A 26,226-nucleotide genomic window follows, 5' to 3' on the forward strand; every position below is an offset into this window, starting at 1 on the left:
CTGCCGCCTCGCTTTCGCAGGAGATATTCAAGTGCAGCACCCATAGCCAACAAGAGCAATCGATGGAAAAAAAGACCATGCCTCTCAGACACATGCTCAAACGCAAGCTCGTCACGGCGCTCTCCGCGGCGGTATCCGGATGGCTGGCGTTGAGCCCCGTCGCGCACGCAGCCGACACCACCCGGCCGCCAAACATTCTCGTCATCTTCGGCGACGACATCGGTCAGACCAACATCAGCGCGTATGGCCAGGGTGTCGTCGGCTACCAGACACCCAATATCGACCGCCTCGCCCACGAGGGGATGATGTTCACCGACTACTACGCGGAGAACAGTTCGACGGCGGGCCGCTCCTCCTTCATCACGGGGCAATCGCCGTTGCGCACGGGCTTGAGCAAGGTGGGTGTTCCCGGCGTGCCGCAGGGGCTGCAGGCGTCGGATGTCACGATCGCCCAGGCGCTCAAGCCGCTCGGCTATGCGACGGCCCAGTTCGGCAAGAATCACCTGGGTGACCGCAACGAATATCTGCCGACGGTCCACGGGTTCGATGTGTTCTACGGCAATCTCTATCCCCTGAATGCGGAAGAAGAGCCGGAACGTGCGTACTGGCCGAAAGCCGACACACCGCAAGGCAACGCCTATGCGAAGTATTTCATGCCGCGCGGCGTGATGGACTGCAAAGCCTCGGAGCATGACGACCCCACCGTCGATGCGCGTTTCGGCAAGGTCGGCAAACAGGTTTGCACGGACACAGGCCCGCTCTCGTCAAAGCGCATGGAAACCATCGACGACGAAACGACCGGCCGCGCCATCGACTTCATGAAGGAACAGGCCAGGTCGGACAAACCGTTCTTCGTCTGGATGAACACCACGCGCATGCACGTGTTCACCCACGTGCGCCCGGAGTACAAGGACAAAGGCGGCATGGCCGGTAACACCTACGCGGACGGCATGTGGGAGCACGACCAGGACATCGGCAAGCTGCTCAAGTCGCTCGACGAAATGGGGATCGCCGACAACACGATCGTCGTCTATACGACGGATAACGGTCCGAACCAGTTCACGTGGCCGGACGCCGCGACAACGCCGTTCCGCAACGAGAAAGACTCCAACTACGAAGGCGCGTTCCGAGTGCCCGCCATGGTGCGCTGGCCTGGCCACATCAAGGCGGGACAGATCTCCAATGAAATCTTCTCCGGCATGGACTGGTTCCCCACGCTGCTCGCGGCGGCGGGCGACACGAGCGTCAAGGAGCGTCTGCTGAAGGGTGCGAGCATCGGCGGGCGAACCTTCAAAAACCATCTGGACGGCTACAACCAACTGCCGTACCTCGAAGGCAAGCAGGCGAAGAGCGAGCGCAAGGAGTTCTACTACTTCGACGACGACGGCGTGCTGGTCGACATGCGCTATGGCGACTGGAAGTTCGTCTATTGCGAACAGCGCGCTCCCGGCGGCTTCGCGGTGTGGAACAACCCGCTGACCTGTCTGCGCGTGCCGAAGATCTTCAACCTGCGCATGGACCCGTACGAGCGCGCCGACGTCGTCTCCGACCAGTACTACGACTGGACGACCAAGAACGTCTATGTGCTCTACGGCGCGATTGCGGAGACGGCGAGGTTCCTTGACACCTTCGTCGCGTATCCGCCCGCGCAGGCTCCCGCCAGCTTCTCGGTCGATGGAATCCGCGCTGGCGTCGACGCTGAAATCGCGCGCAACAACGCACGCGCCAAAGCGACGACCAAAAAGGACGACTGACGCGCCATTCCGTCTCGCGAGGCACGCGTTTCCGGCGTGCCTCGCAGCTGACGGCGCACCAGGCGCCGATTCGCGACGCCTGCTCGCATCGACATCATTCTTCGAAGGCTATGCCTGTGATTAGACCGATCCTGTTGATCATGCTCAGCATGGCCGCCTCCGGCTGCACGTTGCCGCGATCCATTTCCGTGCTCGGCTCGTTCTTTCCGGACTGGCTCTTTTGTGCCACCGCCGGGCTCGGGCTCGCGCTGATCGTGCGCAGCCTGCTGATCCGGCTCGGACAGGAGCGCGCATTCGGGCCGCCCGTCATCGTGCAACCCACGTTGATGCTGCTCTTTTCGCTGCTGGTCTGGCTGGTCTTCTTTTAACGCTGCAACATCGTCAATCAGAGCCTTCCGATGGCCGATCGCCCCAACACATTGAAAAGCAGAAAGTGGCCCGCGCTGATGCTTGCCGTCATCACGCTGGCGCTGCTCGCCTACGTCATCTGGCGTGTGGATACGTCACCCGGCACCGACGACGCCTATGCCCAGGCCGACACAATCGATGTCGTGCCCGACGTCAGCGGACGCATCGTCGAGATGGCCGTCAAAGATAATCAGCTGGTCAACAAGGGCGATCTGCTGTTCCGTGTCGATCCGCGCCCGTTCGAAGATGAGCTCGCGCGAGCCAGGGCATCGCTCGTCGCGCTCGACAAGCAGATCGTGCTCACGCGGCGTGTGGTCACGGCACAGCAGTACGGCGCCGATTCCGTGCATGCGCTCGTCGAGCGCGCCCGCGTCACAGCGGCGCAAACGGCGGAAACACTGCGGCGCACGCAGCCTCTGCTGGCGCCGGGCTACGTGTCCGCAGAGGACGTCGATCGGGTCCGCACCACCCAACGCGCGGCCGAGGCCGACCTGGTGGCCGCGCGGCTCCAGGCCCAGCAGGCCACCTCGGCCGTCACGGGCATCGATGCGCTGGTCGCGCAACGCGACGTGGTCCTCGCCGACATTGCGCTGATGCAGTTCCGCCTCGACATGACGACGGTGCGCGCTCCCTTCGACGGCCGTATCGTCTCGCTGAAAACCTCCGTCGGCCAGTTCGCTTCCGCGCTCAAGCCGATCTTTACGCTGATCGATACACGGCACTGGTACGTCGTCGCCAACTTCCGCGAGACCGAACTGAAGAACATTCGCCCCGGCACGCCCGCTACCGTTTATCTGATGAGCGATACGGGCAAGCGCTTCAAGGGCAGGGTCGATTCGATCGGCTACGGCGTGCTGCCCGACGACGGCGGCCTCGTGCTCGGCGGACTTCCGCGCGTACAGCGCAGCATCAACTGGGTGCGGGTCGCGCAGAGGTTTCCCGTGAAGATCCTGGTCGATCAACCCGATGCCGAACTGTTCAGGATCGGCGCGTCGGCCGTCGCACAGTTGAACCCGCAGCTGAACCCGCAGGCCGCCGATAAACCCCGTTCCTGAGTCCGCGATGAAACTGGCCGACTACGTGCCGGAGCCTCTCCAGGCTCTGGCGAGCTTTTTCCGCGAGGAACTGACTGAGGCGCGTCCCGGGCGCGTCGCTCAGGCAACCCAATTGGGCTCGCTTTGTCTGCTCGTCGTCTTTGTGTCGATGACACTGAGCGTGCCGATGATCGCCGTGTCCCTGATCGTGTTGTTTTATGGCGTGCAGCAGAACGCGTTCTTTACGAGAGTCGTCGCGCTTGTATTCGTCGTCGCGACCGTGCTTGACGTCGGCGCCCTGTTTCTGGTGCTCAAATACGCTTACGGCTATCCGTTGATCCGCATCGCGGCAGCCAGCCTGATTCTGTTCGCCAGCATGTATCTGATGCGCGTCAACAAGCTCGGACTGATGTTTTTCGCGGTTGCGCTGGTGGCTGCCTACGGTCAAACCATCCCCGATTCGCTCGACTTTCCTGAAATCGCGGTACGCGCGTTGATGTGGGCGGTCGCCGCGGGCATGTATCCTGTTTTGCTCATGGTGATCGTGTGCGGCTTTCTGTTCCCTTCCCGTCCCGTCGCCCTGTTGCAGCGCGAATTGCATCGTCAGCTCTCCGATGTATCGGCGCGTCTCGAACAGATGCGCGGCGCGGCACTAACGGATGCATCGGCGGTATCGCCTGCCACACGCATCGAAAAAGACACACTGGCGCTGCAAGGGCTGCACACCTTCGCCAGTTCGGACGACGCCGGCTATCACGCGATCGCGCCGTACTGGAAAGCGTGCATCGCCGCCGTCGGCTACCTGCGCGCGACGACGAACGCACTCGCCGCACGCCCGCTCCCGATGGGCGATGCCGGACGTGGGCTCGTGAGCAGACTGAAGGACGAAGTGGCGGCGCTGAACGCGTCGGTCAAGCAGGCCGAGCCGTATCGCGGCGCATGGCTACCGACCCATGCTGAACGCGCCACCGCCAGGACGTTCGGCCTGGACGGTCTGTGCCATACCTTGCAAGACCTGGCGCGTTTCGACCTCGGGCAACGGGCGCCGAAGGCTCCAAAGGACGCGTTGTTCGCCCCCGACTCGCTGACGAACCCTGCGTATCTGCGCTTCGCGCTCAAGGTGACGCTGGCCGCATTGATCTGCTATGTGTTCTATCACGGCGCGCAGTGGGACGGCATCCATACCAGCCTGCTGACCTGCGTGATCGTCGCGTATCCGAGTACGGGCGCGTCGTTCCAGAAAATGATGCTGCGCTGTGGCGGTGCACTGATCGGCGCGCTGCTCGCGTTGCTCACGACCGTCGCCATCATCCCCCGCCTCGACGGCATCTTTGGCTTTCTGCTGATGCTCGCGCCGATATTCTTCGCGGGTGCCTGGGTGGCCACGGGCTCCGAGCGCTCGTCCTATATCGGCACGCAGTTCGTGTTCACCTTCGCGATGGCCACGCTGGAAAACGGCTTCCGTCCGTCTGCCGATCTGGGTGAGATTCGCGACCGCGCGATCGGCATCCTGATTGGCATCGTCGTGTCGGCCGTGGTCTACACGTTCATCTGGCCCGAGAGCGAGGTGAATACGATCCGCCAGAAGCTCGCCGATGCGCTGCGCGAAGCGGCCAGGCTCGTTCGTCAGCCCGACTGCGCGGGCGGTTCCGAACAGTTGGGCTATCTGCAACAACGCGTGGCTTGCTGGAACGCGCTCAAGAACTGCGAAGACATGCTCGAGCGCGTGACACTGGAAGTCAACCTGCCATCCACCACACGACAAACGATGTTGCAACGCGCGCGCGACGTTCTGGATGGCGGCCGACGGATTGTCGATCAATGGGACGTCCTGCGTGACAGGCTGGGTGCCGAAGGCCATAAAGAACCCGCCGTCGATCAGGCATGGGACGCATGGCGTGAGCAGGCGGCAGAGGCGCTCGGCCACTACGCCGACGGCCTGGCTGCGCAGCCGCCCGTGGCCACTCCGCCCCGCTCGTTGTCCGTTCTTCCATCCGCCAACGTGCCATCACCCCTCGCCACACCCGCGCGGCAACTGGCCACGCAGATTATCGAACTACCGGATTGGACGACGACGCTTGCTTCCGGCATCGACACAGCCGCTACGCAAACGGGAAAGAGCATTTGACATGGCACACTCACTCTCTCGCTTCAGGCTCGACATACTGATCTGCTGCGCAGCGCTGCTGTCGGGCTGCGCGTTGATCCACAACGACACGGCGCCGCGCGCGCAGATCGCGCCCGACCAGATCCGGCTTGCCGATGACATCCATCTCGCCCACGACGGCTGGCCCGACGCCCAATGGTGGAAGCGCTACGACGACCCGCAACTCGACGCGCTGATCCAGCGCGCGCTGGCGGGTTCGCCGACTATCGCGATGGTGCGCACGCGTGTCACGCAGGCGGGGTCCCAGGCCGACGTGCTCCGTGCCGGTACGGGCCTGCAAATGGCCGCGTTCGCGCTCATCAACGAGCAACGCGCATCGGCGAACGGTTTTCTGGGTCCTTATGCGCTGAATCTGCCGCGCCTTGGCATCACGGGCCCGTGGTACACGGAAGGCGTGCTCGGGGCGGTCGCCGATCTCAATATCGATTTGTGGGGCATGCACCGTTCGGCCGTCGAAGCCGCGCTCGGCGTGCAGAATGCGCGGATCGCCGAAACGGCCGCCGCGGAGCTGGACATTTCGTCGGGTGTCGCGCAGCTTTACTACAGCATGCAGACCACGTATCGGATGCTCGATTTGCTGCAACAAACGCGGGACGCACTCGACTACGCGGTCGACGCGCATCGAAGTAAGGTCCAGCACGGACTGGAAGCGAACACGCCATTGCATGGCGCGCGCGCACAAGTGCTGGCCGTCGACCGACAGATCGTTGCCGCACAGGGACAGGTCAAGGAACTTCGGGAATCGATCCGGGCGCTGGTCGGCGCGGGACCCGACGACCTGAACGACATCCAGCCCGTGCCGTTGCCGCAAGTGGAAGCGAGCCTGCCCCGTACGCTGCAATATGAACTGCTCGCCCGACGCCCCGATCTTCAGGCCATGCGCTGGTACGTGCAGTCGTCCTTCAGACAGATCGATGCCGCCAAGGCCGCGTTTTATCCCAGTCTGGACATCAAGGCGTTGATCGGTCTCGACTCGCTGCACCTGGACAAGCTATTTCGCAGCGCCAGTCAACAGATCAACCTGATACCGGGTCTGTACCTGCCGATCTTCGACGGCAGCCGTCTGAATGCCAATCTGCATGGCACGCGCGCCACCAGTGACATGCTTGTCTGCAGGCGCTCGATGACGAACGCGCGCTCCAGATGGAAAAGATCGGCGCAACCCGATTCGCGCAAGCATCAGGCGAGGCGTACTACACGCGAGGTCTGGCGAGCCGTCAGATTGCAACGGAGGCCCGCCTGCCCGTGCTGGCTGAACAGATGGCGCTTTTGCTGCTCGATGGCCAGCGCCTTGCGCAAGGCATCGCGCTAACCAAGGCGCTGGGCGGCGGCTATGCAAGCGACACCGCCAAACCATGAGATGCGCGCCCGTCCGGACTACGCGAGTTCCGAGTGCGTTTGGTCGGTCGTCTCGACGACCAGAAGCCCGGCCCGCAATCCCGGCTTCACCGTCGCGTTCGGAAACACGATGCGCTCCTCGTCATGGCGCACGACATAGCGATAATCGCCATCGCGCGCGAGCACCGTATCGCGCGTGAAGGCCGTGAAATTGGCCACATCTTTTGCGAGCAGCAACTCGAACGAATCGCTTTGCTTGGTGATCTGATCGATGACGGTAAAGACACGCGGCAGCGGCAAGGAAGCATCGCCAGGCTCGCCGGCAATCAGCTGGCGCAACGCTGCATTGGCAGAGGCAAACCGCGCAAGATCGTTCTGCCCAAAGGGGCGAACCTTCCCAAGCTCCAGCGTGCAGGCATCCGCGCCACACATTTCGGCGGTGAAATGCGAGTACGTATTGCCTTTGGTGGTGTGCAACAGCACAGCCGCAATCCGCGCATCGCGCAGCCATTCGAACATCGCGCGCGACAGCGGCGCGCCCGTATGCGGCAGCAGCGCGAACTGCTCGAACACGGAAGCGCGAATCGCCGTATGCAGATCGACATGCCATCGCGCGCCGGGCGCATCGGATGCCCCGGCGAAAAACTGCTGCGCGATGCGCTCCAGCGCCACTGCACGCGGCGCCTCATGACTCGCGGACAACTGCGCATGACGCCCGCTGAACAGCCGGTTCAGATCGTCGTCGATATAACGGCACGACTCGCGCATCGCCTGCACGTTGCCGAGGATCACCAGCAACCGGCAAGCAAGTGCAGCGCGTCCCTGTGCGATGTCGCGCACCACGAACGACAACAGTTCGATCGGCGCAGTCTCGTCGCCGTGAATGCCCGCCGACGCCAGCACGCTGCGTCCAACGCCCTCCACCAACCCGGCCGGCTCGAACCGCAGCACACCGTCGTCGATCCATGTCCAACGCACACCGTTCGCGCACACGCCTTCACGCGCATCGTGGGCGGGCCGATGGCCGGCCAGCGTGAACGCGAGGAAATCGTCGAGCATCGCCGGCACGGACGGATCAGCGCTGGAAGTCATACAGCGAACCCAGACCGAGAATCTGCGTCAGTTCATCGAGTGCCGTGCGCGATTCAACCAGCAGTTTCGGATCGGCGAGATCGGTCGGCGCGAGACGGTCGCGATAGTGCGTGTCGATCCAGGTATCGAGACGCGTGAAGAGCTTGTCATCGATCCACACGCCCGGCGTCACCCCACCCCGCTCCGCCTCGTTCAGCACGACCCGCAAGCGCAGGCAGGCCGGGCCGCCGCCATTCTTCATGCTCTCGCGCAGATCGAACACCAGCACGTCGTCGATGGGCGCCGTGCTGGCGACCAGTTCGTCGAGATAAGCCGCCACGCGCGGATTCTCACGGGACTCCTGCGGCACGACCAGCACCTGCTTGCTATGCGTTCCGTCGTTGAGCAACAGCAACTGGCTGTTGAACAGATACGACGACACGGCATCGGCGACGCTCACCTGCGCGTCCGGCACTTCGATGACGTTGAACTCGCCATTGAGCTTCGAGAGCTTCGAACGCAGTTCGTCGTACACGGCCTTCTGCTCGACGAACGCAAGCTGATGGCAAAACAGCGTGCGCGCATTGCCGACCGCGATCACGTCGTTATGGAACACGCCTGCATCGATGACTTCGGGCGTCTGTTGCGCGTACACGGTCGCGTCGTCGGCAAGACCGTGACGATGCGCAACCGCGCGGCTCGCCTCGAAGGTCTGACGCGCCGGATAGCGCTTCGGCTCCGGACCGCGGCGATATTCGCTGCGTCCGTACACGAAGAACTCTACGCCCTTCGCGCCATATTCCGCGCAAAAACGCGTGTGGTTCGCCGCGCCTTCGTCGCCGAGCGCGGGCGTGCCGGGCAATGCCTCATGCACGACGAAGCGCGACGGGTCGGCGAAAATCGCGCGCAGCGTGCGGCGCGTCGCTTCATGCTCGATCGCGCGATGCAGCTTGCTGGTCAGGTTCGCGGGCGTGAAATGCACGCGGCCATCCTGCGTATCCGCCGACGGGCTGACCGTCGCGGCATTCGCCGTCCACATCGCCGATGCCGAACTCGCCGCCGCGAGCAGTTCCGGCGCGTTCTTCGCGACACGCTCGATCACGCTCGCGTCATCGCCGGAAAAACCGAGCTCGCGCAGCAGGCGGATCGACGGACGCTCCTGCGGCGGCAGCACGCCCTGCTTGAAACCGAGGTCCGCAAGCTGCTTCATCTTGCGCAGGCCCTGCTTGGCAGCGGCCTTCGGGTTCGCGATGGACTTGTCGTTGTTCTGCGACGCGACGTTGCCGAACGACAGTCCCGCGTAGTTGTGGGTCGGTCCGACAAGTCCGTCGAAATTGGCTTCAGTGGCTTGCATCGTCGATCCTTAGAAATGAAGACCCGGCGACACGCTCGCGGGCATTTGCAGTTGCGCGCTTTCGACAGAGGCCATCGGGTAGGCGCAGTAATCGGCCGCGTAATACGCGCTCGGCCGGTTGTTGCCCGAGCGGCCCGTGCCGCCGAACGGCGCCGCTGACGATGCGCCATTGGTCGGCCGGTTCCAGTTCACGATGCCGGCGCGGATCGTGCGCTGGAAGTGCGTCCACAGCGCTTCGTCGTCGGCGAGCAGACCCGCGGACAGGCCGAACTCCGTATCGTTCGCGCCCGAGATCGCGTCGTCGAACGAGCCGTAACGGACGATCTGCGCGAGCGGCCCGAAGTGCTCTTCATCGGGCAGATTCGTCACGTTCGTGACATCGAGAATGGCGGGCGAAACGAAACCGAGCTTCGGATCGCGCTGCTCCATCTTCAGCAAAGGTTTCGCGCCGTCCGCAATCAGACGCTCCTGCGCTTCGACCAGACGCGCCGCTGCACGCGCCGAAATCACCGCGCCCATGTACGGCTGCGGATCGGCGTTGTATTCGCCAACAGCAATGCGCGAAGTGACTTCGACGAGACGCGCGAGGAACTGATCCCCGAACGCATCGTTCGGCACGAAGATGCGGCGCGCGCACGTGCAGCGCTGCCCTGCCGACAGAAACGCCGATTGAATCGTGTGATGCACGGCGGCATCGAGATCGGCAACGGGCGCGACCACGAGCGGATTGTTGCCGCCCATCTCCAGCGCGAGCACGATCTCGGGACGGCCGCCGAACTGCTTGTGCAGCAGCGTGCCCGTGTCGGAACTGCCCGTGAAGAACAGCCCGTCGATCTGCCGGTGATTCGCGAGCGCCACGCCCGTATCCTTCTCGCCCTGCACGAGATTCAGCACGCCAGCAGGCAGGCCCGCGTCTCGCCACACTTCGACGGTCGCACGCGCCACGGCCGGCGCAAGCTCCGAAGGCTTGAACACGACCGCGTTGCCAGCGATCAGCGCAGGCACGATATGCCCGTTCGGCAAGTGGCCCGGAAAATTGTACGGCCCGAACACAGCGACGACACCATGCGGACGGTGACGCAGCACAGCCGTGCCGTCGGCCATCGCGGCGCGCCGCTCACCTGTGCGTTCGTTGTACGACTGGACCGAGATGTCGACCTTCGCCGCCATCGTCGCGACTTCCGTACGCGCTTCCCACAACGGCTTGCCCGTCTCGCGGCCAATCGCTTCAGCGATCGATTCCTTGCGCTCGTTGATCAACGCAGCGAAGCGGCGCACGACGGCGACGCGCTCGTCGAGGCTCACGGCCGACCACAACGCGAACGCACGGCGCGCGCTCATCACGGCGCGATCGACGTCTTCTGCCGACGCGCTATTGCCTTCCCACACCGTCGCGCCCGTGCCCGGGTTGCGCGATGCGAATGCGTGTCCTGTGCCGGCGACCCATTCGCCGTCGATGAAAAGCTCGCTCATGTCAGTCCTTATTTCTGTTTCAGGGGCAGCACGCGCACCGGCTCGCCTGCCTTCACGTTCAAAGCCACCGCTTCGTCCGCCGTCAGACGGAACACGCCGTTGTCGACGACACCCGCCGCGACGCCCGTGCGGAAATCATCCAGCGACGTGTTCGAGACGAGCGAGCGCGGGCCGCCCTCCGGCGCTGCGACGCCAGCAATCTCGACGGGCACGACGACGCTTTCGCGCACCGTGCGCAAATCGGCAACGTGACATTCGAGCACGGGGCCCGCATCGAAAATATCGACGTGATTCTCGTAGCGCAGCCCTTCCGCTTCGAGCATCTTGCGGGCAGGCAGCGTGTCGCTATGCGTAAGGCCGATGGCCTGCTGCGCTTCGTCGGGCAGCAGTTCGACGTACACGGGGAAACGCGGCATCAGCTCCGCGAGGAACGACTTGCGGCCATGCGAGCTGAGATAGTCGGCGGCGTTGAAGTCGATCTGATAGAAATGCGAGCCGACCGCGCGCCAGAACGGCGACGTGCCGTCGGCATCGAAATGGCCGCGCAACTCCGCGCAGATGCGCTGCGGAAAGCGCTCGCGAAACTGTGCGATGAACATGAAGCGCGAACGCGACAGCAGACCGCCCACGCCATGCGCACGATAACGCGGGCTGAGAAACAGCGAGCACACTTCCGCGTAGCCCGTCAGATCGTGCGAGATGTTGAGCGCGCGCATGCGCGTCCAGATGCCGAGATCCTGCGACGCATGCACGACCGTGCTCACGCGGTAGTTATAGAACGGCTGCTCGAGTCCCACGGCTGTTTCGATCCCGCAGACGCCGGCGATGTCCTTCGTCTGCGAATCTTCCATCACGAAGAAGTAGCCCTTTTCGTGCGGCACGGCCTTGTCCTCGATCGTGCGGCGCACGCGCTCGACGCGCTCGGCGAGCGCATCGCGATCCGGCTTGAAGGTCGTGAGACCGGGGCCCGTCTCCTGAGCGAGCGCGACGAGCGCGTCCACATCGCCCGTTTGAACGACGCGAACGACGATCATTGTGCTTCTCCCGTGGTGTGTGTCGGTTCCTGCTGATGCAGCGGCACGCAGCGCACCGTATCGCCGTCCTGCACATCGAGCGCATGGCGCGCGGCAGCCAGCAGCGGCGCGCCGCCTTCCGTCTGTGCGGGCAGATCCGCGAGCACGCAGCGGAATTCGCCCGGTTTGTTGCTTGCGATCAGATACGTCGCGCCCTGTTGCGCCGACGCCTCGTGCACGGTGCGCGTCTCGTTGCGCTTCACGCACGCGCTGCGTTCGATTTGAGCGGTCAGCACGGGGCCCGCATCGAAGATATCGACGTAGCGGTCCGTCTCGAAGCCTTCTTCCATGTGGATGTCGTACGCTAGCAGCGCCTTTTCGTCGGGCTCGCCGAGTACGCGCTGCGCAGCTTCGGGCAGCAGCGGCACGTAGATCGGATAGCTCGGCATCACTTCCGCGATGAACGTGCTGCTGCGGCCGCCCGACTGCACTTCGATATCGGCGAAATTGCGGCCGAAGAACTTGCGGCCCACGGCTTCCCAGAACGGCGACACGCCCGTATCGTCCGTCACGCCGAGCAGCAGCGAGAACACTTCGGACGTGAAGCGCTTGCGGTTCGCGGCGATATACATCATCCGGGCGCGCGACATCAGATGCGCGGCGGCATCGCCGCGCATCGCCGGGTCGATGTAGAAACCGGCGAGACGGCTCTTGCCCGTCAGTTCATGCGACATCGTCAGCGCGTGAATCTTGCGGTTCACGTGCAGTTCGCGCGACGCGTGAATCAGCGCGTCGTTGCGGAACACGTAGAACGGTTCCGAATAACCCGCTGCCGCGACGATGCTCGACGTGCCGTGCAGCTTGCCCGTCTCGCTGTCTTCCAGCACGAAGAGATAGAACTCTTCGCCCGGAAAATCGACTTCCGCGCGAAACGAGTCCTCCGACAACGCGACGCGCGCCTCCAGCGCGCGCCGGTCGTGCGGCAGCGAGTGCAGCACGGGCTGCGCGTTGCGCGCCATCTGTTGCAAGGCGTCGAGATCGGCCAGGCGGCCAGGGCGGACGAAGAGCATCGTGGTCTCGTGTAATGTGGCTTGCGGATTACTTGGCCAGCGCCGTTGCGCCGACGACTTCCTCGATCGCCTTTTCGAAGCGCGCGAGACCTTCGTTCATGTCGTCGGCGGAAATGATCAGCGACGGCGCGAAGCGCAGCACGTCGGGGCCTGCCATCAGCATGATCACGCCATGCTTGCCGGCTGCCGTGACGAAGTCTTTCGCGCGGCCCTTGTAGGCTTCCGTGAGTTCCATGCCGATCAGCAGACCCTTGCCTCGCACGTCCTTGAAGATACCAAAGCGCTCGTTGATCTTCGCGAGCGTCGCCTTGAACTGTTCGCTGCGTGCGCGCACGCCTTCCAGCAGTTTCGGGTCGCTGACGAGATCGACCACTTTCAGCGCGATGGCCGTCGCGAGCGGATTGCCGCCGTACGTGGTGCCATGCACGCCGACCTTGAAGTGCGCGGCGAGTTCGTTCGTGGTCAGCATCGCGCCGATCGGGAAGCCGTTGCCGAGCGCCTTCGCGGTGGTCAGGATGTCGGGCGTCACGCCCGTGTCCTGATACGCATAAAAGAAGCCCGTACGGCCGACGCCCGTTTGCACTTCGTCGAAAATCAGCAGTGCGTTGTGCTGGTTGCAGGCTTCGCGCAACGCCTTCAGGAACGCGGGATCGGCGGGGATCACGCCGCCCTCGCCCTGCACCGGCTCGACGATTACCGCGCAGGTTTTCGGGCCGATCGCGGCGCGCGCCGCTTCGATATCGTTGTAAGGCAGGTGTTTGATTCCGGCGGGCACGGGGCCGAAGCCTTCCGAGTATTTTGGCTGTCCGCCGACGCTGACCGTGAAGAACGTGCGGCCGTGGAACGACTGGGTGAACGAGACGATTTCGTCCTTCTGTGCGCCGTGGCGGTCGAAGGCGACGCGGCGCGCGAGTTTCAGGGCGGCTTCGTTGGCTTCCGCGCCGGAGTTCGCGAAGAATGCGCGGTCGGCGAAGGTGAGTTCTTCGAGGCGTTTTGCGAGGCGCAGGACGGGTTCGTTCGTGTAACCGTTACCGATATGCCACAGCTTGGCACCCTGATCGTGCAGAACCTTCAGCAGTTCGGGATGCGCGTGGCCCAGCGCCGTGACGGCGATGCCGCCTGCGAAGTCGATGTAGTCCTTGCCTTGCGTGTCCCATACGCGGGAGCCGGCGGCGCGGTCCGGTACGAAAGACGCTGGCGCGAAGACGGGGACCATGACTTCGTCGAAAGTCTGGCGGGTGACATTTTGGTCGTGCATGGCGGGGCCTCGGGGTTTGGTCACTTTGACGGTTCTTAGTTTAGGTGACAGTGGGCGGGGCGTCTTGCGTGGAAGCGACGGGTTCTTTTTTTATGTCTGCGACGCTTGGGGTGGGTTCGGGGTTTTTGTTGGCTTGCGGCGATGGGTGGTTTGCCGGATTTTTTGCGGGTATCCGGTTTGTGCCTTCGCGGCGCGGGCAATGCCGTTTTGGTCTTTGCGCTGGTATCCGCGGTTTGCCCTCGCGCTTCAGGCGTTGCCGGGCGGTGTTTTGGTCTTTGCGCTGGCATCCGCGGTTTGCCTTCGCGCTTCAAGCGTTGCCGGGCGGTGTTTTGGTCTTTGCGCTGGCATCCGCGATGCGTTAGCGTGCTTCAAGCGTCGCCCCTGTGCGGGGCAACGCGTGAGGCACGAAGGCAAAGCGCGGATGCCAGCGCAAAGGCAAACACACCGCGCCGGAGCCCGCGCAGCAAACACCGTAACGCGGATGCCGCGCAAACACCAGCAAACCGCCCCAGCGTCGCAAGACAAAAAAGAAAACTAACCCTCTTGATCCGGCGGCTCGATCATCGCCGCGGGCCGCGGCTCGCTAATAGCCGCATTGGCACCACTGCCATGCTGCTTCTCAATGAAATTCCTACGCTCCTCACGCGGCGTAACCCCAAACTTCTCCCGATAAGCATTAGAAAAATGCGCAGCAGAAGAAAACCCACACGCGAGACTAATCTGCACAACAGACTTGCTAGTCCGCTGCAACTGCGTCCGCGCCTTCGCGAGGCGCAAACCCAGGTAATACTTCGAAGGCATTGACCCAAGATATTGCCGAAACAGCCGCTCCAACTGCCGGCGCGAAACGCCAACAAGCCCAGCTATCTCATCCGAAGTCAGCGGATCTTCAATATTCGCTTCCATCAACAGCAAAGCATCATTCAGCCGAGGATGCCGCTCGCCCGGCGCCGTCACGAACGGAATCCGCTGACGCTCCTCACCGGACCGCAGCACGCCAACGCCTAAAGTATCGGCGATACGGTCCGCCAGCTCCGGCCCATGCTCCCGCCCAATCATCGCCAGCATGAAATCAACCGTCGCCTGCCCACCCGCGCAGGTCGCCCGATCACGATCGATCTCGAAGATCTGCTGCGTAACGATCGACCGCTCGAATTGCTCCGTGAACTGCTGATACGTCTCCCAGTTCACGCTCACCCGATAGCCGGACAATTGCCCCGCCATGGCCAGCCACCACACGCCGTGGTGAATCCCCGTCACAAGCGGCGTACGCTGCCCAACCCGCGACAGGCTAGCAAGAAACAACCGGTAATCCGCAAACTGCTGAAAGCGCTCACTAACGATAATCAGCCAGTCGCACGAAATCGCATCGCCGAATGCGGCATCGGCGGGCCATTGCGCGCCGCCCGCGAGGGGAACCGGCCGGCCGTCCCACGAGCACACCTGCCAGCGGTACAACGCGCGGCCATCGATCTCATTGGCAAGATTCAACGCATCGACGATAGGCCCCACGCCCGACATCGAAACGGGGGGCAACGCGACAATCGCGACCTGAGTCGTGCGTGCCGGACTGGACGACGGACGTGGCATTAACGTGTGCTGCAGGGCGCCGGATTACTTCAGGCTGCCCGACAGGAACTGCTTGAGCCGCTCGCTCTTCGGCGTGGCCAGCACCTCGGACGGCACGCCCTCTTCCTCCGTGCGTCCCTGATGCAGGAACATCACATGGTTCGACACGTTGCGCGCAAAACCCATTTCGTGCGTCACGACGATCATCGTGCGGCCTTCTTCGGCGAGCTTCTGCATCACCTTCAACACTTCGCCGACCAGTTCGGGATCGAGCGCGGAAGTCGGCTCGTCGAACAGCATCACGTCCGGGTTCATCGCCAGCGCGCGCGCAATCGCCACACGCTGCTGCTGCCCGCCCGACAAATGCGACGGGTATTGCTTCTCCAGACGCGGAGCAAGACCGACCTTCTCCAGATACTCGCGCGCGCGGTCTTCGGCTTCCTTGCGCGACAGGCCGAGCACGTGAATCGGCGCTTCGACCACGTTTTCCAGCACGTTCATGTGTGCCCACAAATTGAAGTGCTGGAACACCATCGCGAGCTTCGTGCGGATGCGCTGCAGCTGCTTGTGATCCGCGACCTCGAAGTTGCCGTGACGATCGACCTTCGTGCGCACCGCCTCGCCATCGACGACGATCTGCCCGGCGTTCGGCCGCTCGAGAAAATTGATGCAGCGCAGGAACGTACTCTTGCCCGACCCGCTCGCACCGATGATGCTGATCACGTCGCCCTTGTTGGCATTCAGCGAGACGCCCTTCAGCACTTCGTTATCGCCATAGCGCTTGTGGATGTCCTGCACGGCGAGCTTGCAGGCTTCCGTTTGAGTCGTGTGGAGCAAGATGCTCTCCCAGAGTGAAGACGGGTGAAACGGATGCTGACGTGTAGTCGGGTCGCTGCGCGGTCAATGCCCGCGCACGGCCAGATACGCGAGCCAGTGGCGCTCGGCGCGCCGGAACAACGCAACCAGCGCGAACGATACAGCAAGATAAATCAGTGCCGCGAGTCCGAAGGCCTCGAACGAACGGTACGTCGCGGAGTTCGCATCGCGTGCGACCTTCAGCACGTCGGGCACGGTGGCCGTGAAGGCGACGGTGGTCGCGTGCAGCATCAGGATCACTTCGTTACTGTACAACGGCAGCGCGCGGCGCAGCGCGGACGGTATCACAATCCGCCGGTACATCGTGAACCAGCTCATGCCATAGGCGCGCGCGGCTTCCACTTCGCCATGCGAGGTCGCGCGAATCGCGCCTGCGAAGATCTCCGTGGTGTACGCGCAGGTGTTCAACGCGAACGCGAGAATCGCGCAGTGAAACCCGCTGCGGAAGAACGAATCGAGCAGCGCATGCGAGCGCACGAACTCGAGGCTGTACATGCCCGTGTAGATCAGCAGCAGTTGCACATAGAGCGGCGTGCCGCGAAACACGTAGGTGTAGAGGCGCACGGGCGTCGACAGCCAGCGCTTCCTCGATACCCGCGCGACGGCTAGCGGAATCGACGCCACGAAGCCGATGCCGATCGATGCGACCAGCAGCCACAACGTGACGGCAAGACCCGAGATACGCTGCCCGTCCCAATAGAGGAACGCGCGCCAGAACTGGTTGAGAATGTCGATCATGGTCGTCTCCTGCGCGTGGCGCGAATTAGAGTTCGGCGTGTCGAACGCCGATCGAATAGCGCTTCTCCAGCCAGATCAGCACGAGGTTCGACACGGTCGTGATGGCCAGATAGATCGCCGCGGCAACGAGGATGAAGAAGAACATGTTGAAGGTGCTCTTGCCGGCGTCCTGCGCGGCCTTGACGACATCGGCGAGTCCGATGATCGACACCAGCGCCGTCGCCTTCACGAGCACCTGCCAGTTGTTGCCGATGCCCGGCAGCGCAAAGCGCATCATCTGCGGGAACAGGATGCGCGCGAACACGCGCGCCCCGCTCATGCCGTACGCCGCGCCCGCTTCGAGCTGGCCGCGCGGCACGGCGAGAAACGCGCCGCGAAACGTCTCGGTGAAGTACGCGCCGTAGATGAAGCCGAGCGTGAGCACGCCCGCGACGAACGGGTCGATGTCGAATTGCGGCAGGTTCAACGCATCGGTCAGATTGTTGACGGCGATCTGGATGCTGTAGAACAGCAGCAGCATCAGCACGAGATCCGGCACCGAGCGGATCAGCGTCGTGTATCCCGTCGCGATCGCGCGCATCGGCCGGTTGAGCGACAGCTTCGCCGCCGCGCCGATCAGGCCGAGCACGACGGCCGTCGCCAGAGACAGAACCGACAGTTCGATCGTCTTGATCGTGCCGTCGAGGAGCACCGGGCCAAAGCCATATAAGAACACGCGTGTCTCCTTTGAGGTTATCCGGAAAGCCGCAACGAACTGCGGCATGGCGCGGATACTCGCAAGCAAAAATAATTTGCTCAAACCGGGACATGCGCTTGTTGTGCATCGCAACATCGGCGAAGGCGCCGCATGGCGGGCGTTGGACGCCCGGTATAGCGGGCGCTATCTGTTTGTAAGCGGATGGCACGCACGCTGCAGGTGCGGCGAATTCGCAAGTTTGCGGTCGCTTTTTCGATAGACGCGCGAAGCCGCCTGCATGCTCGCAAACCCGCGCCGACTGGGGCTTTCCCTGAAAGACAGGAGCACGCGATGCTGCCAGGCGATTCCCATCCACGCCGTCCGGAAGCACACGCGTTAGACTGGCTTCTCCCTTCCGACACCCGACGCTTCCGCGACAAGGATCGCCGCATGACACTTCGCCCCGACTCCACGACGCTCGACGCCTACACCCACGACGCCGCCCGCTACTCGCGCGAATGGCTCGACCAGCCGCCGCCCGACGACATGTACGCGCTGTGGGAAAACCATCTGCTGCCGACGGGCAAGACGGCCGATGTCGGCTGCGGCAACGGGCGCGACGCCGCGTGGCTCGCGGACCGTGGGTATCGGGTGACGGGGTTCGATGCGTCGGCGGGTTTGCTCGACGAAGCGCGGCGGCTCTATCCGCAGATTGCGTTTCGCACGGCGACGTTGCCGTCGCTCGCCGAGATCGACGAGCAGTTCGACAACGTGGTCTGCGAAACCGTGCTGATGCATCTGCCCGTCGACGCGATCACCGATGCCGTCGACAACCTCGTGCGCATCCTGCGGCCCAATGGCATGCTGTATCTGTCGTGGCGCGTGACGGAAGGCGTGGACGCGCGCCAGCCGGATGGACGGCTTTACTCGGCGTTCGAGCCGTCGCTCGTCACGGACGCGCTGACCAGCTGCGTGATCCTGTTCGCCGACGACACGACGAGCGCCAGTTCCGGCAAACGCGTGTGCCGCATCATCGCGGCGAAGCGGTCCGAGGACTGAGCGCGCATCGGGTCACATTTCAATCGATGCCGAGACACGCGCGGATCGCAGGCAGCATCGCCTCGACGGCCGCGCGCCCTTCCGCAATCGCGGGCTCCGCGCGGTGAAAATCGAAGATGCCCATGCCGGCGAGGCGCGGCTGGATCAGGATGTCGGCCGGCTCGCCCGCAAGGCGGCTGCGCGTGATCCGCACCTGCATGATGTCGATGCTTTGAGCGATCGAACTGAGCATCGACGGCACGCGCGCGCTCGGCGCGGGCGGCACGCGCACGTCGCGCGAATACTGTTCGGGCGATGGCTGCAGCCAGGCCGGAAACGGCTTGCCGTTGCGCCTCAGCAGAACGGGCGGCGCAGGCGTTGCGATCACGGGCGGCGGCGCGTCGGGATCGAGTGGCTGCGGCTCGGCTTCCTCGGCAACTCGCTCGATCACGGCCTCGATCGATTCGTCCGTCGGCATGGGCGGCAGATCGACCACCGCGCCGCCGAAGTCGCGGCCATTGAGAATGTCGTTGTTCAGGTCCACGGCGATCACGCAGTCGGCCCGCATGCCGCGCGCCGCCGATACAGGCACGGGGTTCGACAGCCCGCCGTCGACAAGCCACACGCCCTCGTGCAGCACCGGCGTGAAAATGCCCGGAATCGCAATCGACGCGCGCACGGCGTCCACCACGCCGCCGTCCTGCAGCCACGTCTCGCGGCCCGAATCGAGTTCCGTCGCGACGGCGGCGAACGGCATCTGCAATTGACTGATCTCGCGTCCGTTGAAGCGGTTCGCAAATACCTGGATGACTTTCCTGCCGCCCAACAGCCCGCCCGAAAAGCGCAGATCGAGCAGACGCACGACCGACTGCCACGTGAGCCGCGTCACCCACTCTTCGAGCCAGTCGAGATCGCCGTTCGCATAGACGGCGCCGACCAGCGCGCCGATCGACGTGCCCGCCACCAGATCAGGCTTGATGCCCGCGTCATGGAGCGCCCGGATCGCACCGATGTGCGCCCAGCCGCGCGCGGCCCCGCCGCCGAGCACGAGGCCGATGCGCTTGTATCGCCTACGTGTGGCCATTGTTGTTTTCTCCCTTGTTTGCAGGCGTTTTCTGTTTGGACCGTGGCGCGCGGTTTTTGTTTTCAGCCCTCGCTTAGCCCTCAATTAGCCCTCGCTTCTGGTCGCCCTGCTCGCCCTGGCTTATCCGCCCTCCGTTAGTGTCCGCGCATCACGTCCGAGCGCGAGGTCGTGTAGACCACGTGATTGACGTCGAAGTGCACGTTGAAAAAGCCTTCTTGAGTGACGCCGCCTTCGCGCCACTTCCAGCTCCATACCGTCTCGGGCTTGAGCGGATAAACGGCCACTTCGCCGGGCTTGCCGAGCAGACGGCGCACTTCGTCTTCCGTCATGCCGATGCGGATCTTCGCGAAGTTCGCTGCCGTCAGCACCTGCGTGATCGCCTGCAACGTGCCGTCCGGGCCGATGTCGACCATGTACGTGTTGAGGCCCTGTGGACCGCGCGGATATTCGAAGCGCTTCGAGCCGTCAGTGAACTGGCGCTCGGTTTCGGGCTTGCCCATCTGGTCGCGGATCTGCGCTTCCGTCGTGATGCCGGGCGTGAGTCCCTTCAGAAGCAGCGCATCCGGTTTGACGGCGTTGAAAAATTCCTTGAGCTTTTGCACGGCTTGCTCGCTCTGCTGGTCGTCGCAGCCGGCGAGCGCGGACAGCGCGCCTGCCATGGCCACGGAAAGCATCATGTTGCGCAACGAGGTGCGATTAACCATCTTCGATAACTTGCTTGACACAAACGATGTGAACGACACAGAGCATAACCCGGTCGATAGCCGGATCGCGAACGATGGCTGCACAGATGTGTATGGAAAGTTAAAGAATTGCTACGCGAGATTTCTCGTGCGCGAGAAGTGGGAAGTGGAATCTGCGATGAACGCTGGGGAGAAAACTTGCGATCGGGAGCGCGGTGGGGTGCATTCAGCGACATCGAAAGCGTTTCGGCCAGAAGCCACATGTGCTTCTGGCCGTGACGCAATTTTCACTGCTATGACGACCGCAACGACAACGGCCGCTGGCCCCTCGACTATCCGGCAAGTGCTGACAATCTAGCGTCAGGTTCGAAAATGTGCGAGAGCGCGTTTACACCGAATCGGCTGACGAATCGCATGCGATCTCGCGTGCGGCGGCCACCGATTAGTGTCGGCACGCCAGCCTCATCACTGCGTGATGCGTGTGTAGTCGCCGCGCCGACGCACCGGGTGCATGGGTGCGCCCGGCTGACCCGGCCGACCCGGTTCGTCCGGGTGTGCACTGCGTAGCCGACCTACGCGTGACGTGAGGGGCCGACCGGCGTCGAGGTCCGTGGAGGCCGCCGCCTCGTCGCGCGGGCATGCGTTGCGCAAATCCGCGTCGTTGGCGGCGACGATGACACATTAACGCTCGCGCGCGTGTCATTCCGTGCGACGGCACACGCATCGGACCTTCTCGAAGCAAGCAGCGACGCATTTCGAGCCCTGTTTTCAGGGGTTTTCTGCATCGCTGACCGCGCGGCCTCCGATTCACGCACACGCCGACCCTGCTGCCGGCAGGGACATGATCAGCCCGCAAGCAGGAACGGGAGCGCTTTGGCACAATCGCGTTTTCCCGCACGCCACGCGGACCCGCGCTTCGTCCTTGCAAAAGACGATAGTTGGCCGCACATCGATTCCATGATCCCCTTTTCCGTCCTCGACCTTTCTCCCATCACGGCTGGCGCGAGCGCGTCCGATGCGTTCCGCAATTCGCTCGATCTCGCGCAGCACGCCGAGCAATGGGACTACAAGCGCTTCTGGCTCGCCGAGCATCACAACATGACGGGTATCGCGAGCGCGGCGACGTCGGTCGTGATCGCGCATGTCGCGGGCGGCACGAAGACGATCCGCGTCGGCTCGGGCGGCGTGATGCTGCCGAATCACGCGCCGCTCGTGATCGCCGAGCAGTTCGGCACGCTGGCGTCGCTGTTTCCGGGGCGTATCGATCTGGGTCTCGGCCGCGCGCCTGGCACCGACCAGACCACCGCCCGCGCGCTGCGCCGCGATCTGAACGGCAGCGCCGATTCGTTCCCTGACGACGTCGTCGAACTGCAGCGCTATTTCGCCGACCCCGTGCCGGGTCAGCGCGTGCGCGCCGTGCCGGGCGCGGGCCTGAAGGTGCCGTTGTGGCTGCTCGGTTCGAGCCTGTTCAGCGCGCAGCTGGCGGCGGCGCTCGGTCTGCCGTTCGCGTTCGCGTCGCACTTCGCGCCCGACTACATGATGCAGGCGCTGCACGTGTATCGCGCGCAGTTCCGCCCGTCGGAAACGCTCGACAAGCCTTACGCGATGGTCGGCGTGAACCTGTTTGCCGCCGACACCAATGACGAAGCGCGCCGCCTCTTCACGTCGCTGCAGCAGCAGTTCATCAATCTGCGGCGCGGCACGCCAGGCCAGTTGCAGCCGCCCGTCGATCACCTCGCGGTGTCGGAGATGGAGTTGAGCAGCGTGCAGCATTCGCTCGCGTGCTCGGTGATCGGTGATCGCGAGACGGTGCGCGACGGCCTGCGCTCCATCATCCAGCAAACGGGCGCCAACGAACTGATGCTCACTGCGCAAATCTACGATCACGCGGCGCGGCTGCGTTCGTTCGAAATCGGCGCGCAGGTACGCGACGAACTAGCCGACGCTTGAACGGGAGCGAGTCAACAACTGCGCCGGCACGCGCGCCCGCGTCCGGCTGAAGCGAAGGCGCGCCGCAGCCTTCGCTTCAATGGCACATTCGCGCGATCATATTCAACGCATCACGGTCGTCGAACTGCAAGTAATGCCGGCAATAGCTGATTCATTCAGCTGTACGACTCGCCCCAGATCAGAACCCCCGTCAAGGGGCGCCTCTCTCGTCTATCACGCGCTTTGCTGCGTTGAATCCTGCCGTCAAGGCGACATCCACCGTGTCGAAGACTCGATTGTCTTCTCCGACGAGCCCAATCGGTGAGCCTACCGGTCGTATCGGGTCCACCGTGCAGATACTCACCATTGCAACGTACCCCACCGGGGGCCCATAGGTGAATTCGCTTGACACGGCCCGCACCGACTCAAGCTTCACGGTGACCTCAAAGCCTTTGTACAAGACCATTTTTTCCATTGATTTACTCCAAGCCTGGCAGACCGCGAGCCCGTCGCACGCGCGAATACAACGTAGCACAACAACATGCCGTGCAGCGCTGGTTTTTGCGGTCGGTCGCCAAGGCACCAATCCTGGCGGCCCGCGATTCGCCTGAATGCGCGCTCTCTCACGGCGACCGCCATCACCGTGGGTGCCTGCGGGCATGTGATGGCGCGTACCACTCAACAGCTTGAACGCTCACCGATTTGTCGGCACCGCCGCCAACCCGTCCAGCAACGCCTTGTGAAACGCCGCCGGGTCCTGCATCTGCGGCGCATGGCCGAGTTCGGCGAACTCGACGAGCGTCGCGTGCGGAATCGCCTTCGCTGCCGCCTTGCCCAGCTCCGGGTAGCGACCGATCTTCGCGCGTACCTCGGGAGGCGCGGCATCCTTGCCGATCGCCGTCGTATCCTTCTGACCGATCAGCAGCAGCGTCGGCATGTTCAACTGCCCAAGCTCATAGACGACCGGCTGCGTGTAGATCATGTCGTACAACAGCGCCGAATCCCACGCGACTTCCTTCTTGCCCGGCCCGCGATACATCCCGGCGAGCATCTGCACCCACGGCTCGAAATCGCTGCGCCACTGGCCCGAGTAGTAGGTCCCCTGCTCGTAGCGGCGGATGCTGTCGGCCGTGGTCTGCAGTTCACGCTCGTACCACTGGTCGACGGATAGCGACGGCACGCCCTTCGCCTTCCAGTCCTCCAGCCCGATGGGATTGACGAGCACCAGTTGCTGCGTCTGCGCCGGGTACATCAGCGCGTAGCGGATGGCCAGCATGCCGCCCGTCGAATGTCCGACGATAGTCGCGTTCTTCACACCGATCGATTCGAGCAGCGCATGCGTGTTGCGCGCGAGTTGCTGAAAGCTGAACTGGTAGCGCTGCGGCTTGCTCGACTTGCAAAAGCCGATCTGATCAGGCGCGATCACGCGATACCCCGCCGCCGACAGCCGCTCGACCGTGCTTTCCCATGTCGCGGCGCAAAAATTCTTGCCGTGCAGCAGCACGACGGTGCGGCCGTTCGGATGCTCGGGTGCGATGTCCATGTAAGCCATGTGCAGCGTTTCGCCCTGCGACGTGAACTCGAACTGCCGCACGGGCGCCGGATAGTTGAAGCCCTGCAACTCGGGGCCGTACGCGGGACCGTCGTCGGCGGCGGGTGCGCTCGACGGCGGCGCAGCGGCGGCATTGACGGCATCGGCGGCGCACGCATCGAGGCCCAGCATGGCGATGCAGGCGGACAGGCAAACGGCAACGAGGGATGAACGGATTGTCATAGGGTGGCAGACAAAGGCAAAGACGGGAGCAAGGGAAACACAGGCCCGTCATGATGCCCGCGTCGCGGCCCGCTTGCAGCGGCGCGTGCAATGGCCTCGCCCGAAGCAGCCGCGCTCGCGCTTCAAACAGCCCTTTCAAGTCCCGCGCGGGTTCTGCGCGCAATCCGTCCGGCATAATTTGCCCGAACGGCTGACGGCCAGGCATCGCGAGCCCGCCTTTTCTACCGGCCCGCGCGCGGCCCCTCCCGCCGGACCACGCACGAATGTGGCATGGCGAACGCGGCATGTTGCGCGCGGCAGGCGCATGGTCCAGACTAATCGCTGGCCGGCGGGAACATGCATTGCGGACGCCAGCCGACAGCCAGGGCCAGAAGCCATCGCGCATCAGAACAGGACCACAACAACAACGCACAGCGTCAGTTAAAAGACAGAAAAACACAGCAACGCCGGGGCAAAGAAAAGCTTCCACCAGGGCTCACCAATAAACGGAGACGCACATGGATTCGCCGGCAAGCCTCAACGATCTTCAACACACGACACTCGCCATCGTCCTCGCAGGCGGACGCGGCACGCGCCTCGGGCCGCTGACGAACAAGCGCGTGAAGCCCGCCGTGCACTTCGGCGGCAAATACCGGATCATCGATTTCGCGCTGTCCAACTGCCTGAACTCGGGCATCCGCCGCATTGCCGTCGTCACGCAGTACAAGGCGCACTCGCTGCTGCGGCACGTGCAGCGCGGCTGGGGCTTCCTGCGCGGCGAGTTCAACGAGTTCATCGACCTGTGGCCGGCGCAGCAGCGCGTCGAAGGCGCGCACTGGTATCGCGGCACGGCCGACGCCGTGTTCCAGAACCTCGACATCATCCGTTCCATCGGCCCGAAATACGTCGTCGTGCTGGCGGGCGATCACATCTACAAGATGGACTACACGCGGATGGTGATGGATCACGTCGAATCGGGCGCCGATTGCACGGTCGGCTGCATCGAGGTGCCGCGCATGGAAGCGACGGCGTTCGGCGTGATGCACGTCGACGAGCAGCGCCGCGTGACGGGCTTCGTCGAAAAGCCCGCCGACCCGCCCGCGATGCCCGGCCACCCCGACATCGCGCTCGCCAGCATGGGCATCTACGTGTTCAGCGCCGATTACCTGTACTCGCTGCTCGAGGAGAACATCAGCAGCGTCGCGACGGACCACGATTTCGGCAAGGACATCATTCCGCGCGTCGTCACGACGGGGACGGCGATCGCGCATCCGTTCAGCATGTCGTGCGTGTCGTCGGACCCGAGCGTCGAGCCGTACTGGCGCGACGTCGGCACGATCGACGCGTACTGGGCCGCGAATCTCGATCTGGCCTCGACGATTCCCGCGCTCGACCTCTACGATCGAAACTGGCCGATCTGGACGCATCAGGAACAGTTGCCGCCCGCCAAGTTCGTGCGCGACCTGAACGGGCTGCAAGGCTCGGGCACCAATCTGATCGTGTGCGGTGGCTGCGTCATCTCCGGCTCGCAGATTTCGCGCTCGGTGCTGTCGTCGAATGTGGTGGTGAATTCGTTCTGTAACATCGCTGAGGCAGTCTTGTTGCCGCAGGTGTCGATCGGCGCGAGCTGCCGGTTGCGCAAGGTCGTGATCGACCGCGGCTGCCAGATTCCCGACGGCACCGTGATCGGCGAAGACCCGGTGCGCGACGGCGAACGCTTCTACCGGACCGACAGCGGCGTCGTGCTGGTGACGGCCGAAGCGCTCAAGCGGCAGTCGGCGGCGGCGCGGTAGCGCCCGGCGGGCGGACACGGCAGGCACGGCGATCGCAGGCGGCACGCGACGAAGCACGACGCAGTGCGCGGCGCGCCGGCGGGTGCCGCCGCGCGCCGCCCGTCTCCGTTGCGCTCCGTGAAGCTCCGTTATGCGCGTTCTGCACGG

General features: G+C 63.9%; 22 protein-coding genes. 8 read left to right on the top strand and 14 right to left on the bottom strand.

The window, feature by feature from the left end; genetic code table 11:
* Positions 1–62: 62 nt before the first annotated feature.
* From H1204_RS10475 to H1204_RS10495, 5 genes are all read left to right on the top strand, one after another.
* Complete coding sequence (locus H1204_RS10475; RefSeq protein ID WP_198001206.1) at positions 63–1,754, top strand: arylsulfatase; 1,692 nt, start codon at positions 63–65, stop codon at positions 1,752–1,754.
* Positions 1,755–1,864: 110 nt separating this feature from the next.
* Positions 1,865–2,122, top strand: a complete 258-nt coding sequence (locus H1204_RS10480) for a YtcA family lipoprotein (protein ID WP_180728250.1) — start codon at positions 1,865–1,867, stop codon at positions 2,120–2,122.
* A gap of 30 nt (positions 2,123–2,152) precedes the next feature.
* Positions 2,153–3,217 carry a multidrug transporter subunit MdtN gene (mdtN, locus tag H1204_RS10485; protein WP_180728251.1) on the top strand — a complete coding sequence of 355 codons (1,065 nt, stop codon included), beginning with the start codon at positions 2,153–2,155 and terminating at the stop codon, positions 3,215–3,217.
* Between the two features lie 7 nt (positions 3,218–3,224).
* Complete coding sequence (locus tag H1204_RS10490; RefSeq protein WP_180728252.1) at positions 3,225–5,324, top strand: FUSC family protein; 2,100 nt, start codon at positions 3,225–3,227, stop codon at positions 5,322–5,324.
* A 1-nt stretch (position 5,325) separates the two neighbouring features.
* Positions 5,326–6,675, top strand: coding sequence for an MdtP family multidrug efflux transporter outer membrane subunit (locus H1204_RS10495; RefSeq protein WP_346015731.1), 1,350 nt, complete (start codon positions 5,326–5,328; stop codon positions 6,673–6,675).
* Positions 6,676–6,740: 65 nt separating this feature from the next.
* Here H1204_RS10495 and astE read toward each other — a convergent pair whose 3' ends face one another.
* From astE to hisQ, 10 genes are all read right to left on the bottom strand, one after another.
* The gene (astE, locus tag H1204_RS10500) at positions 6,741–7,793 is read right to left on the bottom strand and encodes a succinylglutamate desuccinylase (protein WP_180728253.1); all 1,053 of its coding nucleotides are present in this window, start codon (positions 7,791–7,793) and stop codon (positions 6,741–6,743) included.
* Positions 7,777–9,126: an N-succinylarginine dihydrolase gene (gene astB, locus H1204_RS10505; protein ID WP_180728254.1), complete on the bottom strand. Its 1,350-nt coding sequence runs from the start codon at positions 9,124–9,126 to the stop codon at positions 7,777–7,779. Before astB ends, astE begins: the two co-directional genes overlap by 17 nt.
* 9 nt (positions 9,127–9,135) lie before the next feature.
* Positions 9,136–10,599: a succinylglutamate-semialdehyde dehydrogenase gene (astD, locus tag H1204_RS10510; RefSeq protein WP_180728255.1), complete on the bottom strand. Its 1,464-nt coding sequence runs from the start codon at positions 10,597–10,599 to the stop codon at positions 9,136–9,138.
* An 8-nt stretch (positions 10,600–10,607) separates the two neighbouring features.
* Positions 10,608–11,633 (bottom strand): arginine N-succinyltransferase, encoded by a 1,026-nt coding sequence (gene astA / locus H1204_RS10515; protein ID WP_180728256.1) that lies wholly within the window; start codon positions 11,631–11,633, stop codon positions 10,608–10,610.
* Positions 11,630–12,682, bottom strand: a complete 1,053-nt coding sequence (aruF, locus tag H1204_RS10520; RefSeq protein WP_180728257.1) for an arginine/ornithine succinyltransferase subunit alpha — start codon at positions 12,680–12,682, stop codon at positions 11,630–11,632. The genes astA and aruF overlap by 4 nt, the downstream gene beginning before the upstream one ends.
* Before the next feature lie 28 nt (positions 12,683–12,710).
* The gene (locus H1204_RS10525; protein ID WP_180728258.1) at positions 12,711–13,940 is read right to left on the bottom strand and encodes an aspartate aminotransferase family protein; all 1,230 of its coding nucleotides are present in this window, start codon (positions 13,938–13,940) and stop codon (positions 12,711–12,713) included.
* A 534-nt stretch (positions 13,941–14,474) separates the two neighbouring features.
* Entirely contained in the window at positions 14,475–15,530 is a 1,056-nt protein-coding gene (locus tag H1204_RS10530) for a GlxA family transcriptional regulator (RefSeq protein WP_180728259.1), read from the bottom strand.
* A gap of 24 nt (positions 15,531–15,554) precedes the next feature.
* Positions 15,555–16,346 (bottom strand): ABC transporter ATP-binding protein, encoded by a 792-nt coding sequence (locus H1204_RS10535; protein WP_042308396.1) that lies wholly within the window; start codon positions 16,344–16,346, stop codon positions 15,555–15,557.
* Between the two features lie 63 nt (positions 16,347–16,409).
* Positions 16,410–17,123 (bottom strand): ABC transporter permease, encoded by a 714-nt coding sequence (locus tag H1204_RS10540; protein ID WP_180728260.1) that lies wholly within the window; start codon positions 17,121–17,123, stop codon positions 16,410–16,412.
* A gap of 25 nt (positions 17,124–17,148) precedes the next feature.
* On the bottom strand, positions 17,149–17,838 hold the full coding sequence (hisQ, locus tag H1204_RS10545) for a histidine ABC transporter permease HisQ (protein WP_054930207.1): 690 nt from the start codon (positions 17,836–17,838) through the stop codon (positions 17,149–17,151).
* Between the two features lie 411 nt (positions 17,839–18,249).
* Between hisQ and H1204_RS10550 the strand changes: the two genes are divergently transcribed.
* Positions 18,250–18,858, top strand: a complete 609-nt coding sequence (locus tag H1204_RS10550; RefSeq protein ID WP_180728261.1) for a class I SAM-dependent methyltransferase — start codon at positions 18,250–18,252, stop codon at positions 18,856–18,858.
* A 19-nt stretch (positions 18,859–18,877) separates the two neighbouring features.
* On the opposite strand, the gene H1204_RS10555 is transcribed toward H1204_RS10550, so the two are convergent.
* Entirely contained in the window at positions 18,878–19,921 is a 1,044-nt protein-coding gene (locus H1204_RS10555) for a patatin-like phospholipase family protein (RefSeq protein WP_180728262.1), read from the bottom strand.
* Between the two features lie 134 nt (positions 19,922–20,055).
* Positions 20,056–20,580 (bottom strand): hypothetical protein, encoded by a 525-nt coding sequence (locus H1204_RS10560; protein ID WP_180730929.1) that lies wholly within the window; start codon positions 20,578–20,580, stop codon positions 20,056–20,058.
* A 981-nt stretch (positions 20,581–21,561) separates the two neighbouring features.
* On the opposite strand from H1204_RS10560, the gene H1204_RS10565 reads away from it, so the two are divergent.
* The gene (locus tag H1204_RS10565; protein ID WP_180728263.1) at positions 21,562–22,554 is read left to right on the top strand and encodes an LLM class flavin-dependent oxidoreductase; all 993 of its coding nucleotides are present in this window, start codon (positions 21,562–21,564) and stop codon (positions 22,552–22,554) included.
* Positions 22,555–22,744: 190 nt separating this feature from the next.
* On the opposite strand, the gene H1204_RS10570 is transcribed toward H1204_RS10565, so the two are convergent.
* Together H1204_RS10570 and H1204_RS10575 are read right to left on the bottom strand one after the other, a co-directional pair.
* Positions 22,745–23,008 carry a hypothetical protein gene (locus H1204_RS10570; RefSeq protein ID WP_180728264.1) on the bottom strand — a complete coding sequence of 88 codons (264 nt, stop codon included), beginning with the start codon at positions 23,006–23,008 and terminating at the stop codon, positions 22,745–22,747.
* 219 nt (positions 23,009–23,227) lie between these two features.
* Entirely contained in the window at positions 23,228–24,256 is a 1,029-nt protein-coding gene (locus H1204_RS10575; RefSeq protein WP_180730930.1) for an alpha/beta hydrolase, read from the bottom strand.
* Between the two features lie 548 nt (positions 24,257–24,804).
* Between H1204_RS10575 and glgC the strand changes: the two genes are divergently transcribed.
* Positions 24,805–26,079 (top strand): glucose-1-phosphate adenylyltransferase, encoded by a 1,275-nt coding sequence (glgC, locus tag H1204_RS10580; RefSeq protein WP_131243249.1) that lies wholly within the window; start codon positions 24,805–24,807, stop codon positions 26,077–26,079.
* The last annotated feature ends 147 nt before the right edge of the window (positions 26,080–26,226 follow it).

It is taken from the genome of Paraburkholderia sp. PGU19, from assembly GCF_013426915.1.
Classification (GTDB): Bacteria; Pseudomonadota; Gammaproteobacteria; order Burkholderiales; family Burkholderiaceae; genus Paraburkholderia.